A 14079-nucleotide genomic window follows, 5' to 3' on the forward strand; every position below is an offset into this window, starting at 1 on the left:
GGATCCCGCCCCGCCAGCTCAACCGCCCTCATCGCCCGACCAACCAACCCCGTCCCATCAACGCCCTCCCCAACCTCCTGATGGCGGATGTGGGGGTCGCGCCCAGTCGGTTCCTTCGGTGTGCCTGGCTGTTCTCCCTTGTTGGCGGGGACGGCCTTCTCGGCGTCTGGTTGGGGCACCTGGGAGTTGTGTCCGGTCAATTCGACGCTCTCGTGGGTGGGGGGCTGCGTGCCGGGTTGATGGGGGACGCGTTGGCGGGGTTAGGGGCGGGCTCGGAGCCAGCGGGTGGCGATGGGGGGGTTTTCGGGGTGGTGGTAGACGAGGCTGAGCCAGCCGGGTGGGAGGCCGGTTGCGGCGAAGTGGCCGTCGGGGGATGGGACGCGGATCTTGCTGACGTGAGGGGTGCGGATTTCGATCCAGGAGTCGGGGGTTGGGGTGGGGGTGAGGTGGCCAGCTACTTCGAGGCGGCCATTGGTGTGGGCTAGTTCGACGTCGATGGTCAGGGTTTCGGTGGTGAAGCGGTGGCGCTGGGGTTCGCCTCCGGAGCGGGCTCCGGAGGCGGCGGCCACGTCGGTGGGGGTGGCGATGATCGAGCCGGGCAGGCGGAGGGTGAATGCGGCCAGGGCGTCGGCAGTGACGCGGCTGGGGATCGGGTCGGCTCCGGAGGCGAGGCGCATGGCCGCCAGGACGTAGGTGGACCGGCCTTCTGCTATTGGATGGCCTTCCCGGGTTGGGCGACCCTGTGGGGTTGCGTGGCCGTCCGGGGTTGCGTGGCCGTCCGGGGTTGCGTGGTCGTCCGGGGTTGCGTGGTCGTCCGGGGTTGCGTGGTCGTCCGGGGTTGCGTGGTCGTCCGGGGTTGGGTGATCCCCTGGGGTTGGCTGACCGTCCGGAGTTGCGTGGCCGTCCGGGGCTGAGCGGGCCTCTGGGGTTGAGTGGTCCTCGGGTTCTTTGGTCACGGGGACTCCTCCAGGAGGGCGCGGAGGCGGGATTCGCAGCGGGTTCGGGTGGCGCCGACGCTGCCGAGGGGCATGTTCATGCGGGCGGCGATCTGGGCGTAGCGGGCGTCGGGGTTCAGGGCGAAGAGGCGTAACAGGGTGCGGCAGGGTTCGTCCAGGGTGGCGGCGCGGGCCCAGACGTGGCGGCCGTACTCGGCGTCGACGACGGCGGTGGATGGGTCGGGGACGCTGGGGTCGCCTAGGTCGGGGAGTTCGACCGGGTGTTCGTTGCGGGTTTTGCGGGAGAGGCGGAAGGCCTCGTGCCGGGTGGTGGTGATCAGCCACGCGCCGATCCGGCTTGGATCGCGGATCCGGTCGTAGCTTTCGACGAGGCGCAGCCACGCGCCTTGAACCGCGTCGGCCGCATCGGTGGCGCTCAGGCCACAGGCCCTGGCCACCGCCCACATCCGGCCGTCGAACCGGGAGACCAGATCCTTCCAGGCGGTCTCATCGAGAGCGGGCAAAGACGTCTCTTGAGGCATGGCACCACTTTCCTGGCTACTGTCCGCACTGACGGATAAGCGTTGCGTGAGCACTCTATCCAGTGGGTGCGACCACGATCCTCCGATCGGCGAATTGCCAGGCCCCCTGGTGCTCGGAACGGTGTGGGTGGGGCGACGATGCCGATATGAGAATCTCGCCCGGGTGATCGGGGGCGAAGGGGCAGGATTTGGGATCGGCGTGAGAATTTCGGTCAGGGTTGGGTGGTCGGGTGAAGATGGCCGGATTTGGGGTGGAGTGGGGATCTCGGTTGAGTGGATCGGGGCGGGGTGGGTGCTACCTGGGGGTTTTCCGTTTGGTGGGCCAGGGTTTGTGTTTAACTCTCTGTGGTTCGATGAATCCACAGCGTTGTCAAGTGTGATTAGGTATGACTCTGGTCTGGTGCCTCGCCGCGACGGACGGTAGTCTCTCCTAGAGTCACTTGTGATCATCCCAGTATGAGGCCGTTGGGGAAGGCGCACCTCGTACGAAACGGGAGGTCCGGTGGCTGCTGCTCGTGGCGTGCTGTACGTCCACTCGGCTCAGCCTGCGCTGTGCCCGCACATTGAGTGGGCTGTCGCAGGCGTTCTTGGCGTTCCCGTCGACCTGACGTGGACCCCTCAGCCCGCCGCGCCCGGCGCTTTGCGCGCCCAGGCGGAATGGGAGGGTCGCGCGGGTACGGCGGCGGCGATCACTTCATCGCTCATGGGGTGGCAGCGCATCCGCTTCGAGATCACCGAGGACGCCTCGCCGGGCGTGGACGGCTCCCGACATGCCTACACCCCCACCCTGGGGGCGTACACGGCGGTTATCGGCGCAAGCGGGGACATCCAGATCCCTGAGGACCGTCTCCGTAACGTCATGCTGATGGCCGCCCAGGGGCGTGCCGTCCTGGAGGACGAGCTCGATCGCCTGCTTGGCAAGCAGTGGGACGAGGAGCTCGAATCCTTCCGCTACGCCGGTGAGGGAGCGCCTGTCCGCTGGCTCCACGCCGCCGTCTAACCGCCGAGAAGGGTGATCATGGCGGGCTCGGGTAGTTGAGCCCGCCACGCCGGATCAGCGGGTGAGCTCCCGGATGGGATCGACCTGCGGATCCCCGGCGTCCATGTGGTAGTCCGCAGGCAAGGTGCGGTCGACGCCCCTCGGCAGGCCGACAGCTCGCAGCAGCATCGTGACCGCCACGCTGACCACGATGTTCAGGACACAGGCGGTCAGCGCGCACGTCGTCTTCGACGACTACGTTCCCGCCCCTCCGCCCGCGCCGTCCACGATCGAGTGAGGAACGCGAGAAGGCGCCCGGGGCGTGTTGCTCGGGCGCCTTCTCGCGAGTGATTACAGCGGGATGTTGCCGTGCGCGCCGCGGGCGGGGGTGGCCTGGGCCAGGACCTTGGCGATGGCGCCTCGGGTCTGGCTGGGTTCGATTACCTCGTCGACGACGCCGAGGTCCACCGCGCGGGAGAGGCCGCCGGCGACCTTCTCGTGTTCCTCGGCGAGGCGGGCTTCGAGTTCTGAGCGCTCTTCCTCGGGGGCGGCGGCCAGTTCGCGGCGTTTGAGGATGCGGATGGCGGCCACCGCGCCCATCACGGCCAGCACGGCGGTGGGCCAGGCGAAGACGCGGGTGGCGCCCAGGGAGCGGGAGTTCATCGCGATGTAGGCGCCGCCGTACGCCTTGCGGGTCACCAGGGTGATGCGCGGGACCGAGGCTTCGGCGAAGGCGTGCAGGAGCTTGGCGCCGCGGCGGACCACGCCGTCGTGTTCCTGGCCGACACCGGGAAGGTAGCCGGGCACGTCGACGAGAACGATCAGAGGGACCCCGAAAGCATCACACATCCGTACAAAACGGGCGGCTTTTTCGGCGGAGGCGGAGTCGAGGCAGCCGCCGAGGCGCATCGGGTTGTTGGCGACGACGCCGACCGTGCGGCCGCCGAGGCGGCCGAGGGTGGTGACGATGTTGGGAGCCCACTTGGGGTGGAGCTCGACACCGGGGTCGTCCAGCAGACCGTTGATCAGCGGGTGCACGTCGTAGGCGCGGCGCGGGTTGTCGGGCAGCAGGGCGGAGAAGTCGACCTCCTCGACCGAGCGCACCCGGCCCTGGTGGCCGAGCAGGCTGGCCAGCTCACGGGCCCGCAGCAGGGCATCGGCCTCGGTCTTGGTGACCACGTGCACGACGCCGCTGCGCTTGCTGTGCGGCTCGGGGCCGCCTAGCGCGGCCATGTCGATCTGCTCGCCGGTGACGCTGCGCACCACGTCGGGGCCGGTGACGAAGATGCGGCCCTGGTCGGCCAGGACGACGATGTCGGTGAGCGCGGGGCCGTAGGCGGCGCCACCGGCGGCGGCGCCGACGACGACGGAGATCTGCGGGACGACGCCGGAGGCCTTGGTCATCGCGGCGAACACCCGGCCGACGGCGTGCAGCGACTCCACGCCTTCGGCCAGCCGGGCCCCGCCGGAGTGCCAGACCCCGATGATCGGCACGCGCTCGCGGACCGCCACGTCGTAGGCGTGCACGATGTGCTCGCAGCCCTCGCTGCCCATCGCGCCGCCCTGCACCCGGGCGTCACTGCAGAAGGCAACCACGGGAACGCCCTCGATGCGACCGGTCACGGCGAACACGCCGCTCTTGTCCTCGGGCGAGATCGGCCGGATCGAGCCCTCGTCGAGGAGGTGGCCGAGCCGGACCTGGGGATCGCGGGGATCCGCGGCCTCCTGATCGGAGGACGGGGTCACCATCCTGTTGTCGACAACCGTCATCTGCGTGCCTCTCAAAGCGTGGTGAAGGCGACGGCGACGTTGTGCCCGCCGAACCCGAAGGAGTTGTTGACCGCGGCGATCTGCCCGTCGGGGAGCTTGCGCGGTTCGCCGCGCGCGATGTCCACTTCGACGCCGTCGTCGAGGTCGTCCACGTTGATGGTGGGCGGGGCGATCCGGTCGTTGAGCGCCAGGATGGTGAAGATGGACTCGATGCCGCCCGCGCCGCCGAGCAGGTGGCCGGTCATCGACTTGGTCGCGGTGACGATCGGGTGCGCCCCGATGGACTCCTTGATCGCGATGGTCTCGACCACGTCACCCGCGGGGGTGGACGTTGCGTGCGCGTTGACGTGCCTGATGTCGGCGCCGGACAGCCCGGCGTCGGCGAGCACCCGGTGCATCGCCAGCTGGACGCCCGCGCCGCTCGGCTCCGGCTGCGCGATGTGGTGGGCGTCGGAGGAGTATCCGACTCCCGCGGCCACCGCGTAGACCTTCGCGCCGCGCGCCCTGGCGTGCTCCTCGGACTCCAGCACGACGATGCCGGCGCCCTCGCCGAGCACGAACCCGTCCCGGCCCTTGTCGAACGGCCGGGACGCGCGCTGCGGCTCGTCGTTGCGGGTGGACATGGCGCGCATCGCGGCGAACGACCCGATGTTCAGCGGGTGGATGGCCGCCTCGGCGCCGCCCGCCACGACCACGTCGCACCGGCCGGACCTGATCATGTCGATGCCGTACCCGATGGCTTCCGCGCCGGTGGCGCAGGCGCTGACGGTGGCGTGCACGCCGCCCTTGGCGCCGATGTCGATGCCGATCCAGCCGGCCGAGCCGTTGGGCATGAGCATGGGCACGGTGAACGGAGACAGGCGGGTCCAGCCCTTCTCCTTGAACGTGTCGTACGCGTCGAGGATCGTGGTGATACCGCCGATCCCGCTGCCCACGACGACGCCCAGCCTGGTCGGCTCGACCTCGGGGGCGCCCGCGTCCCGCCAGGCCTCACGCGAGGCGATCAGCGCGAACTGCTCGGCCCGGTCCAGCCGCCTGGCCTCCGGCCTGGGGAGAACCTCGCCCGGTTCGACGGCGACCCGCCCGGCGAACTTCACCGGCACGGAGTCGACCCAGTCCTCGGTGAGGGGCCGAACGCCCGACCGCCCGTCGAGGAGCGCCGACCAGGTCGAGGCGACGTCTCCACCGAGGGGCGTGGTCGCGCCGAGCCCGGTGACAACGACACGCACCCGGTCTGTACTCACTTGTCTGCACTCCTCATTACTCGCTGCGGCCGGACTGGGTCAGCTCAGCCCTGGATGAAGTTGACGACGTCCTTGACGGTCTTCAGGTGCTTGAGCTGGTCGTCGGGGATCTCCGCGCCGAACTCGTCCTGGGCCGCCACCGCGATCTCGACCATGGACAGCGAGTCGATGTCGAGGTCGTCCACGAAGCTCTTCTCCGGGGTCACGTCCGAGGCCGGGATGCCGGTGATCTCATTGATGATCTTGCCGAGGCCCGCGAGGATCTCCTGCTCGGTCACTGCCATGTCGCTGTATCTCCTTCAGGGTGGTTTTCTGGGGTTCCGCACGGCCGGAGCCGTGCAAGTCTCAGGGGATCTCGATGACCTGCGAGGCGTAGGTCAGTCCCGCGCCGAAGCCGAGCAGCAGGGCCAGGCCGCCCGAGGGCACCTCGCCGCGCTCGATCATGCGGGACAGCGCGAGCGGGATGGACGCGGCCGAGGTGTTGCCGGCCAGCACGATGTCCTTGGCGACGACCGCGTTGTCGGCGCCCAGTTTGCGGGCGATCGCCTCGATGATGCGCAGGTTGGCCTGGTGGGGCACGAAAGCGGCGAGTTCGGCGGGGTCCACCCCCGCAGCCTCGCACGCCTGTTTGGCGATCGGGTGAAGGGCCGTGGTGGCCCAGCGGAACACGGTCTGGCCTTCCTGGTGCAGCGCCGAGTGCCGGTCCTTGATCGTGATCGCGTCGGCCTTGTCGCCCGCGCTGCCCCACACCACCGGGCCGATGCCGGCCGTCTCGGACGGCACCACGACGGCCGCGCCCGCACCGTCCGCGAAGATCACCGAAGTGGCCCGGTCCTGGATGTCCACCCACTGGGTGAACTTCTCGGTCCCGACGATCAGCACGTTCCTGGCCGAGCCGGCCCGGATGGCGTCGCTGGCCGATGCCAGCGCGTAGCAGAAGCCGGCGCAGGCCGCGTTGACGTCGTAGGCTCCCGGCGCGTCGATGCCCAGCCGGTGCGCGACCCGCCCCGCGGCGTTGGGGATCTGGGTCTCCAGCGTGCAGCTGGCCACGATCACCAGGTCGATGTCGGCGGCGCCCAGGCCGCTGGCGGCCAGCGCCTTGCCCCCGGCCTGCACGGCCAGGTCGATCTCGGACTCCTCGGGCGTGGCGAACCGTCGTTCCTTGATCCCGACCCGGCTCTGGATCCACTCGTCGTTAGTTTCGATGATCTTGGCGAGGTCGTCGTTGGTGACCACGTTGGCGGGCTGGTAGTGCCCGAATGCCAGTACCTTCGCGCCCGGCGCGCCCGCGGGAAGCTTCACTGCAATGCCTCCTTGGCGGCGGCTCGTGCGGTTTCCAGGTCCTCGGGGGTCTTGAGCGCCACGGTCCGCACGCCGGTCAGGCCGCGTTTGGCCAGCCCCGTCAGCGTGCCGCCGGGCAGCAGCTCGATCATCGTGGTGACGCCTCGCGCCGCCATCGTCTCCATGCACAGGTCCCACCGGACCGGGCGGCTGACCTGGGCGATCAGGCGCTCCAGTAGGTCGGCGCCGGATTCGACCAGCGCGCCGTCGGCGTTGGAGAGCAGCCGCAGGGCCGGGTCGGCCGGGGTCATCCCGGCGGCGGCCGCGCGCAGCTGGGCGACGGCGGGCTCCATGTGCTCGGTGTGGAAGGCGCCCGCGACCGACAGCGGCCTCAGCCGGGCTCGCTGCGGCGGGTCGGCCTGGAAAGCCTCCAGCTGGGCCAGCGTGCCCCCGGCCACGATCTGCCCGGCGCCGTTGACGTTGGCGGGGGTCAGGCCGTGCTTCTCGATGGATTCGAGCACGTCCACGCCGCCGAGCACGGCGGTCATCCCGGTCGCGGTGGCGGCGGCCGCCTTGGCCATCGCCTGCGCGCGCTCCCGGATCAGGGTCAGCGACTGCTCGGCGGTGAGCGCCCCGGCGATGGTCGCGGCGGCGAACTCGCCCACGCTGTGCCCGGCCACCAGATCCGGGGTCACGCAAAGCGTCTCGTACGCGGCCAGGGCGGCGGCCACCAGCAGCGGCTGGGCCACCGCGGTGTCCCGGATCTCGTCGGCGGTCGCGGTGGTGCCGAACCCGGCCAGATCGAGACCGGCGATCTCCGACCACGCCGACAGGCGGTCGCGGAAGCCGGGGATCTCCAGCCACGGACTCAGGAAGCCTGGGGTTTGGGCGCCTTGTCCCGGCGCGACGATGACGAGCACACACTAACCCTGCCCTGTAGAAGTCCACCACACTGATGGGGATGTGCACGAACTTGGTGTGGGCGGTTTTGTTTGGTTCCTACAGTTAAGGTTTCTCCGGCATTTCTCGGATTCGGCTAGGTTACGGTCAGGCGACCCAATATCAGGCCAACCTGCAGGGTAAATGCGGACCTTCCCTCCGTCGGCTGGTAGCCGGTCAGCTCGGTGATCTTGCGTAGCCGGTACCTGACGGTGTTCGGGTGCACGAACAGCAGGCGGGCGGTGGCCTCCAGCGAGGTGCCCTGTTCCAGGTAGGTGGCCAGGGTGTCGAGCAGGGGCGTGCCGGCCAGGGGTTTGAAGACGTTCTCGATCAGCTGGCCGCGGGCGTCCTCGTCGCCGTCGATGGCTCGTTCGGCCAGCAGGTCCTCGGCCAGGACCGGGCGGGGGGCGTCCGGCCAGCCGGCGGCGGCGCGCAGCCCGGCGATGGCCGCGCGGGCGGAGCGGGCGGCGGCGTGCAGGTCGGAGACCTCGGGGCCGATCACGATGGGGCCCGCGGCGAACCGGGGGACCACGCTCCTGGCGGCGTCCTTGATGCTGTCGGCGCCGCCGACGATGACGATCAGGCGTTCGCCCTGCACCCCCGCGAGCAGGTCGTGGCCGACGCGGCGGCCCTTGTCGCGCAGGCCGTCGATGACGCTCTGCGGGTCCTCGTCCGGGGCATACCCGGCGAAGACGACGACCGGGGCGGAGGTCCAGCCGAGGGCGGCGGCCCAGGAGTGCAGGCCGTCGTCGACCTCGCCGCGGACCAACGCGTCCACGATCAGCGCTTCCAGGCGGGCGTCCCAGGAGCCGCGGGCCTCGGCCTCGCGGGCATACACCTGGGCGGCGGCGAAGGCCACGTCGCGGGTGTAGCGCAGCATCGCGTTGCGCAGCTGCTCCTCGCCGCCGGGAGCGGCCAGCTCGTCGGCCTCGGCCTCCACCACCTCCACCACGATCCGTACCAGATCGACGGTCTGCTGCAGCGAGACGCTGCGTTTGAGCTCGCGCGGCGCGGTGCCGAAGAACTCGATGCTGGGCGTGGGCCGCCCCTCGCCCGCGTGGCCGAACCACTCCACGAACGCGGCGATGCCCGCCTGCGCCACCAGACCGACCCAGGACCTGTCCTCGGCCGACAGGGCTCGATACCAGGCGAGCTGCTCCTCCATGCGCGCCATCGCGGCCGTGCCGAGGCTGCCCATCGCCCGGTCCAGCCGCCGTGCTGTGTCCTCGCGGACCCTGTCATTCACGCTACAAGCGTGCCAGGTCACTGGCGATGGTGCCGCCTCCGGGCGAAGTGAGACCCTGGAGAGGTGTATCGGGAACGCCCGTCGCTGGTCCCCGGGGCCGTGTTGTGGTGCTCCTCCGGCGTGTCGGAGGAAGAGGAACTTCGCGTGCTTCCGGACGGCTGCATGGATCTGCTCTGGACCGAGGGCACCCTGCTGGTGGCCGGTCCCGACGCCGAGGCGTTCGTGACGAGGGTCCCGGCGGGCGCCTCGTTCACGGGTTTGCGGTTCGCGCCGGGAACGGCTCCGGCGATGCTCCGCGTCCCCGCCGCCGAACTGCGCAACCAGCGGATCCCGCTCGCCGACCTGTGGCCCGCCGCCGAGGTCCGGCGCCTCTCCGATCGGGTACGGCACGCGGACTCGGTCGCCGCGGGACTCGAGGAGATCGCGGGCGAACGGCTCGACGGCGTCGACCCCCTGGTCCGCGAGGTCGCCGCCCTGCTCGACGGCGGGGCCAGCGTGACCGCCACCGCCGCGAGGCTGGGCCTGGGCGAGCGGCGGCTGCACCGCCTCAGCCTGACCGCGTTCGGGTACGGCCCGAAGACGCTGGCCCGCATCCTGCGCCTGGGCCGCGCCCTCGAACTGGCCAGAACCGGCCGGCCCTTCGCCGACGTTGCCGCCACCACCGGCTACGCCGACCAGGCGCATCTGGCGCGCGAGGTGCGCAGCCTGGCCGGGGTCCCGCTCGGCGACCTGGTCTAGGCGAGCGGCGCGAACAGATCCACGGCGTTGCCGTCGGGGTCGTGCACGACGGCGTAACGCTGCCCCCAGAACGCGTCCCAGGGCTTCAGATGCCCGTCGTATCCGGCGTCCACGAGCTGCGTGTAGATCTGGTCCACCTCGGCCGGGTTCGCGCAGAGGAAGGCCAGGCCCACGCGCGACCCGCCGGAGGGCGGGGTCCACGCGGGGTCGAAGGAGCGGATCGTGTCGACGGTGTCCCAGGCCAGGCGCAGGCCGCCGGGCAGGGTTAGCTCGACGTGGGGTTCGGTGTCGGCCTCGGCGGGGAGGTCGAGCCCGAGCCGCCGGTAGAAGGCCAGCGCGCGGGCCATGTCGGCGACGACTATTCCGATGACGTTGAATGTAGGAGCCATGGTCCGAACGTTACGGCCGTCGCCGTACGCGGGTCTTGAACGAATCGGACAGCGCTCTCAGGCGGGCAGGTGCGCGGTGGTGGCCACCACGTGGTCGATGAAGCCGTATTCCTTGGCCTCCTCGGCGGTAAACCAGCGGTCGCGGTCGGCGTCTGCCTCGATCCGCTCCAGCGGCTGGCCGGTGTGGAAGGCGGTGCGCTCGGCCAGGAGTTTCTTGGTGTAGCGCATCTGCTCGGCCTGGATGGCGATGTCCGCCGCCGTGCCGCCGATGCCGCCGTGCGGCTGGTGCATGATGATGCGCGCGTGCGGGAGCGCGTATCGTTTTCCGGTCGTCCCGGCCGTGAGCAGGAACTGGCCCATCGAGCCCGCCATTCCCATGGCCACCGTCACGATATCGTTGGGCACGTATTGCATGACGTCGTAGATGGCCATTCCGGAATACACGGAACCGCCCGGGGAATTGATGAAAAGCTGAATGTCGCGTTTCGGGTCGTCGGCCGTCAGCAGCAGGAGTTCCGAGCAGATCCGGTTGGCGATCTCGTCGTCGACCTCCTGCCCGAGCACGATGATGCGCTCGCTCAGCAACCGCCGGCTGATGTGCTCGCCCTCAGGGGATCCCGCTGTGGCCATGACCCGCTCCCATCGTGAATTCCGTTTCCCGATCGACGGTAATAAGGAACGGCGGGAAATGGGAGCGGGTTTCGCCGGGGGCGCATTTCACTGTCGGCATATTCCGCCCGGTCAGATCACGGCCACCGCGGTGATCAGGCCGATCGCGACGTGGGTGACCGACAGCAGCACGGTGGCCGGCTGCAGGGTCGGCTCCTGGGCCAGCGCCCGGACCGAGATGCCCGCGATCTTGTCGAAGACCATCATGCCGACCGTCTGCACCGCGATGCCGATCAGGCCGAAGACCAGCGTCGCGATCAGGCCCTCCCGCAGCGCGCCACCGGAGGAGAAGATCGACGCGGCCACGATGAGCGAGATCGCCGCCATCGCGGAGGCGGTCAGCGCGGTCGCGTTGGGGTTGCGCTCCTCCCGGATGATCTTGCTCAGCCGGCCCGGCGTGGCCAGGTCGATCACGTAGAACCCGGCGACGAGCAGCAGCACGCCGAGGATCGCGTACGCCGTGATGGCGAGCGCGCCGTTGCCGAGAACCTCGCCGAACGAGGTGGATTCGATGTCCATGTGGGGGGTGCTCCGTTTGTTCTAGCCGCTGATTCGGTGGGGGACGAAGGAGGAGGTGTCATCGGTGATCAGGCCGGAGGTCTCGCGGATGCCGAGCCCGGCGGCCTCGTCCTCGACGACCCAGGCGCCGAGGACCGGCCGCTGGCCGTCGAAGTCGGGCAACGCCTGGAACTCCTGGTAGACGAAGCCCTCGGCGCCGTACCCGCCGGAGGTCTGGACGGCGTGTTCCGGGGAGACCACCCGCATGGACGCGCCCTCCCGGCCGAGCAGTGGTTTCTGGATGTAGCGGGTGATGTCGCGGGGGCCGTCCAGGTAGGCGGGCAGCAGGTTCTGGTGCCCGGGATACATTTCCCACAGGATCGCCAGCAGCGCCTTGTTGGACAGCAGCATCTTCCAGAGCGGTTCGATCCACGTCATCGACGGCTGCAGGCGCAGCGCGTGGCCGCCGAACGGCTCGCTGACGATCCACTCCCAGGGGTAGAGCTTGCAGAGCGAGCGGATCACCCGGTATTCGTCGTCCACGAAGCGGCGGTTGATCGCGTCCCAGCCGATGTCCTCCATGGCGATCGCGAGCGTGGCCAGCCCGGCCTGCTGGGCGGTCTCCTGCAGGTAGCCCAGCGTCATCGCCTCCTCGCCTGACTGGTCCATGTTCGTCCAGGCGAAATGGGTCGGCCCGGTGGGGAAGGTCGGGCCGATCGCCTTCCACCGGTCGATCAGCCGTTCGTGGATCGAGTTCCACTGGTCGTCGTCGGGGAACACGTCCTGCAGCCAGAACCACTGCACCACCGAGCTCTCCAGCAGGCTGGTGGGGGTGTCCGCGTTGTACTCCAGCAGCTTGGGCGGTCCGGCGCCGTCGTAGCGCAGGTCGAAGCGGCCGAAGACGTGCGGATCGCGGCGCCGCCAGGAGTCGGCGACCGCTTCGCGCCACTCCGGCGGGACGGCGAACTCGGCGAACCGGTTCCCGGCGATCACGTAGTCGACCGCGGCCAGGCACATCCGGTGCAACTCCTCGACCTGCGCCTCCAGGCCGAGCACCTCGTCCATGCCGAACACGTAGTGCACGCTCTCGTCCCAGTACGGCCTGCTCAGCCCCTCGGGATGGGCCGACCGATGGTAGGCCAGCCCCTGCGACTCGACCGTGGCCGCCCAGTCCTGGCGGGGCGCCGAGGTCTCCCGTCTCATCGACCGGTCAGCTCCCGCTGCTGCCGTGCGAGCCGAAGCCGCCGCGCTGGACCACCTTGCCGGTCCTGCTGGTGATCTGCGCGCCGGCCGGGCGGAGCGTGGTGCCGCCGCGGACGTGCCTGCCCACCAGGACGCCGCCGTAGTACCAGCCGTACGCGGCGTGCGAGCGCCGGTAGTCGTCGTCGCAGAAGTCGTCGTCGACCAGTGGGTACGAGCCGTCGGGGAGCGGGTTGGACATGTCGACGCAGTCGGCGTCCACCTCGTCGTAGCTGTCCTGGGCGGCGCAGAAGCCGACCACCAGGGTGGAGAGCACGCCGATGGCGCCGAGCTTGATGGCCGTGGAGCGGAAGCTCTTCTTCGGCGGGGGCGGCGGCATCATCGGGCCCGCCATGCCGGGCGGCGTCCCCGGCGGCGGTGGCGGCGGGACGTAGGGAGGAGGGGTGGGACGTCCGTCCCCGGTCTCGGCCATAAGGCTCCATGTTCCTCGAGGTCGGCACAGACTACCGTCGCGATATGAAACGGTACAGATCTAGATGCGGTTCCCAGCCGTACCGTTACGGAACGGTCCATCGCGGTGTTTGCCGGTAGCGTGCGTCGCATGGATCCGGTAGAGGCGTTGAAACGGATCGCGTTCCTGCTGGAGCGCGCGGGGGAGCCGACGTATCGGGTCCGGGCCTTTCGCGGGGCGGCGGCCACGATCGCCGAGCTGGCGCCGGAAGAGCTTCAGCGGCTGGTGCGGGACGGCGGGCTGACCGGGCTCAAAGGGGTCGGCAAGGTGACCGCGCTGGCGGTGGCCGAGGCGCTCGCCGGGCAGGTGCCGACCTACCTGCGCCGCCTGGAGGCCACCGCGGGCGAGGATCTGGACGAGGCGGCGACCTCGTTGCGGCAGGCGCTCAAGGGTGACCTGCACAGTCACTCGGACTGGTCCGACGGCGGCTCTCCGATCGAGGAGATGGCCGCCGCCGCGATCGCCCTCGGGCACGAGTACCTCGCGATCACCGACCATTCGCCGCGTCTCACCGTGGCCAACGGGCTGTCGGCCGAGCGGCTGCACCGCCAGCTGGATGTGATCGCCTCGCTGGGTGAGAAGCTCGCGCCGTTTCGGCTGTTGTCGGGGATTGAGGTCGACATTCTGGCCGATGGATCGCTGGATCAGGAGGCTGAGCTGCTGGAACAGGTGGATGTGGTGGTGGCGAGCGTGCACTCGCAGCTCAAGATGGACGCTGATGACATGACTCGGCGGATGGTCACCGCCATCGCCAATCCGCATGTGGACGTGCTCGGTCACTGCACGGGGAGGATTGTCAAGGCCGGGGGCAAACGTGGCGGGTTGCGGCCGGAGTCGCGGTTCGACGCGGAGATCGTCTTTGAGGCGTGCCGCCAGTTCGGGGTCGCTGTGGAGATCAATTCGCGGCCTGATCGGCTGGATCCGCCGAAGCGGTTGATGCGCTTGGCGTACGAGATGGGCTGCGTGTTCTCGATCGACTCGGACGCGCACGCGCCTGGGCAGCTCGACTGGCAGCGGTACGGCTGTGAGCGTGCCGTGCTCTGCGGAATCGAACCGGAACGCGTCGTGAACACGGGGATGTGGCCGAGGGGTTAGGTGTGTTGCGGCCGGAATTGTCGGTCACCCGGCGTAGCTTCGG

At 69.9% G+C, this 14079-nt stretch carries 17 protein-coding genes; 3 read left to right on the top strand and 14 right to left on the bottom strand.

The window, feature by feature from the left end:
* Window positions 1-260 precede the first annotated feature (260 nt).
* Window positions 261-956, bottom strand: coding sequence for a hypothetical protein (locus tag Aple_RS54305; protein WP_246264259.1), 696 nt, complete (start codon window positions 954-956; stop codon window positions 261-263).
* Complete coding sequence (locus Aple_RS08525; protein WP_155343956.1) at window positions 953-1477, bottom strand: RNA polymerase sigma factor; 525 nt, start codon at window positions 1475-1477, stop codon at window positions 953-955. Before Aple_RS08525 ends, Aple_RS54305 begins: the two co-directional genes overlap by 4 nt.
* Window positions 1478-1979: 502 nt before the next feature.
* Here Aple_RS08525 and Aple_RS08530 point away from each other — a divergent pair.
* Complete coding sequence (locus tag Aple_RS08530; protein ID WP_174889803.1) at window positions 1980-2477, top strand: DUF3145 domain-containing protein; 498 nt, start codon at window positions 1980-1982, stop codon at window positions 2475-2477.
* Between the two features lie 54 nt (window positions 2478-2531).
* On the opposite strand, the gene Aple_RS55485 is transcribed toward Aple_RS08530, so the two are convergent.
* The 7 genes from Aple_RS55485 to Aple_RS08560 form a co-directional block, all read right to left on the bottom strand.
* Window positions 2532-2657, bottom strand: a complete 126-nt coding sequence (locus Aple_RS55485; RefSeq protein ID WP_281361535.1) for a hypothetical protein — start codon at window positions 2655-2657, stop codon at window positions 2532-2534.
* A gap of 150 nt (window positions 2658-2807) precedes the next feature.
* Window positions 2808-4226 (bottom strand): acyl-CoA carboxylase subunit beta, encoded by a 1419-nt coding sequence (locus tag Aple_RS08535; protein WP_155343957.1) that lies wholly within the window; start codon window positions 4224-4226, stop codon window positions 2808-2810.
* Between the two features lie 11 nt (window positions 4227-4237).
* Window positions 4238-5470 (bottom strand): beta-ketoacyl-ACP synthase II, encoded by a 1233-nt coding sequence (gene fabF, locus Aple_RS08540; protein ID WP_155343958.1) that lies wholly within the window; start codon window positions 5468-5470, stop codon window positions 4238-4240.
* A 44-nt stretch (window positions 5471-5514) separates the two neighbouring features.
* Window positions 5515-5754, bottom strand: a complete 240-nt coding sequence (locus Aple_RS08545; protein ID WP_155343959.1) for an acyl carrier protein — start codon at window positions 5752-5754, stop codon at window positions 5515-5517.
* A gap of 61 nt (window positions 5755-5815) precedes the next feature.
* On the bottom strand, window positions 5816-6772 hold the full coding sequence (locus tag Aple_RS08550; protein WP_155343960.1) for a beta-ketoacyl-ACP synthase III: 957 nt from the start codon (window positions 6770-6772) through the stop codon (window positions 5816-5818).
* Window positions 6769-7671, bottom strand: a complete 903-nt coding sequence (locus Aple_RS08555) for an ACP S-malonyltransferase (protein WP_155343961.1) — start codon at window positions 7669-7671, stop codon at window positions 6769-6771. The genes Aple_RS08550 and Aple_RS08555 overlap by 4 nt, the downstream gene beginning before the upstream one ends.
* A 116-nt stretch (window positions 7672-7787) precedes the next feature.
* A complete protein-coding gene (locus Aple_RS08560; RefSeq protein WP_155344139.1) occupies window positions 7788-8888 on the bottom strand; it encodes a PucR family transcriptional regulator in 1101 nt (366 codons plus the stop codon).
* A gap of 111 nt (window positions 8889-8999) precedes the next feature.
* On the opposite strand from Aple_RS08560, the gene Aple_RS08565 reads away from it, so the two are divergent.
* Window positions 9000-9674, top strand: coding sequence for a helix-turn-helix domain-containing protein (locus Aple_RS08565; protein ID WP_155343962.1), 675 nt, complete (start codon window positions 9000-9002; stop codon window positions 9672-9674).
* Here the strand turns inward: Aple_RS08565 and Aple_RS08570 are convergent.
* The 5 genes from Aple_RS08570 to Aple_RS52755 form a co-directional block, all read right to left on the bottom strand.
* The gene (locus Aple_RS08570; RefSeq protein ID WP_155343963.1) at window positions 9671-10063 is read right to left on the bottom strand and encodes a VOC family protein; all 393 of its coding nucleotides are present in this window, start codon (window positions 10061-10063) and stop codon (window positions 9671-9673) included. The genes Aple_RS08565 and Aple_RS08570 overlap by 4 nt on opposite strands.
* 57 nt (window positions 10064-10120) lie before the next feature.
* Window positions 10121-10693: an ATP-dependent Clp protease proteolytic subunit gene (locus tag Aple_RS08575; protein WP_155343964.1), complete on the bottom strand. Its 573-nt coding sequence runs from the start codon at window positions 10691-10693 to the stop codon at window positions 10121-10123.
* A gap of 111 nt (window positions 10694-10804) precedes the next feature.
* Window positions 10805-11251, bottom strand: coding sequence for a DUF350 domain-containing protein (locus Aple_RS08580; RefSeq protein WP_155343965.1), 447 nt, complete (start codon window positions 11249-11251; stop codon window positions 10805-10807).
* 21 nt (window positions 11252-11272) lie between these two features.
* Entirely contained in the window at window positions 11273-12433 is a 1161-nt protein-coding gene (locus Aple_RS08585) for a glutathionylspermidine synthase family protein (protein ID WP_155343966.1), read from the bottom strand.
* Window positions 12434-12440: 7 nt separating this feature from the next.
* The gene (locus Aple_RS52755; protein WP_174889804.1) at window positions 12441-12902 is read right to left on the bottom strand and encodes a hypothetical protein; all 462 of its coding nucleotides are present in this window, start codon (window positions 12900-12902) and stop codon (window positions 12441-12443) included.
* Between the two features lie 129 nt (window positions 12903-13031).
* On the opposite strand from Aple_RS52755, the gene Aple_RS08595 reads away from it, so the two are divergent.
* Complete coding sequence (locus tag Aple_RS08595; RefSeq protein WP_174889805.1) at window positions 13032-14036, top strand: PHP domain-containing protein; 1005 nt, start codon at window positions 13032-13034, stop codon at window positions 14034-14036.
* Window positions 14037-14079: the final 43 nt, after the last annotated feature.

It is taken from the genome of Acrocarpospora pleiomorpha, assembly GCF_009687885.1.
Classification (GTDB): Bacteria; Actinomycetota; Actinomycetes; order Streptosporangiales; family Streptosporangiaceae; genus Acrocarpospora; species Acrocarpospora pleiomorpha.

Excerpts from the sequence above, each read along its gene's own strand:
- Aple_RS52755 (WP_174889804.1), bottom strand. The coding sequence starts at position 12,902 with ATGGCCGAGACCGGGGACGGACGTCCCACCCCTCCTCCCTACGTCCCG.
- Aple_RS08580 (WP_155343965.1), bottom strand. The coding sequence starts at position 11,251 with ATGGACATCGAATCCACCTCGTTCGGCGAGGTTCTCGGCAACGGCGCG.
- Aple_RS08570 (WP_155343963.1), bottom strand. The coding sequence starts at position 10,063 with ATGGCTCCTACATTCAACGTCATCGGAATAGTCGTCGCCGACATGGCC.
- Aple_RS08560 (WP_155344139.1), bottom strand. The coding sequence starts at position 8,888 with ATGGGCAGCCTCGGCACGGCCGCGATGGCGCGCATGGAGGAGCAGCTC.
- Aple_RS08535 (WP_155343957.1), bottom strand. The coding sequence starts at position 4,226 with ATGACGGTTGTCGACAACAGGATGGTGACCCCGTCCTCCGATCAGGAG.
- Aple_RS08525 (WP_155343956.1), bottom strand. The coding sequence starts at position 1,477 with ATGCCTCAAGAGACGTCTTTGCCCGCTCTCGATGAGACCGCCTGGAAG.
- Aple_RS08585 (WP_155343966.1), bottom strand. The coding sequence starts at position 12,433 with ATGAGACGGGAGACCTCGGCGCCCCGCCAGGACTGGGCGGCCACGGTC.
- Aple_RS08575 (WP_155343964.1), bottom strand. The coding sequence starts at position 10,693 with ATGGCCACAGCGGGATCCCCTGAGGGCGAGCACATCAGCCGGCGGTTG.
- Aple_RS08545 (WP_155343959.1), bottom strand. The coding sequence starts at position 5,754 with ATGGCAGTGACCGAGCAGGAGATCCTCGCGGGCCTCGGCAAGATCATC.
- Aple_RS08595 (WP_174889805.1), top strand. The coding sequence starts at position 13,032 with ATGGATCCGGTAGAGGCGTTGAAACGGATCGCGTTCCTGCTGGAGCGC.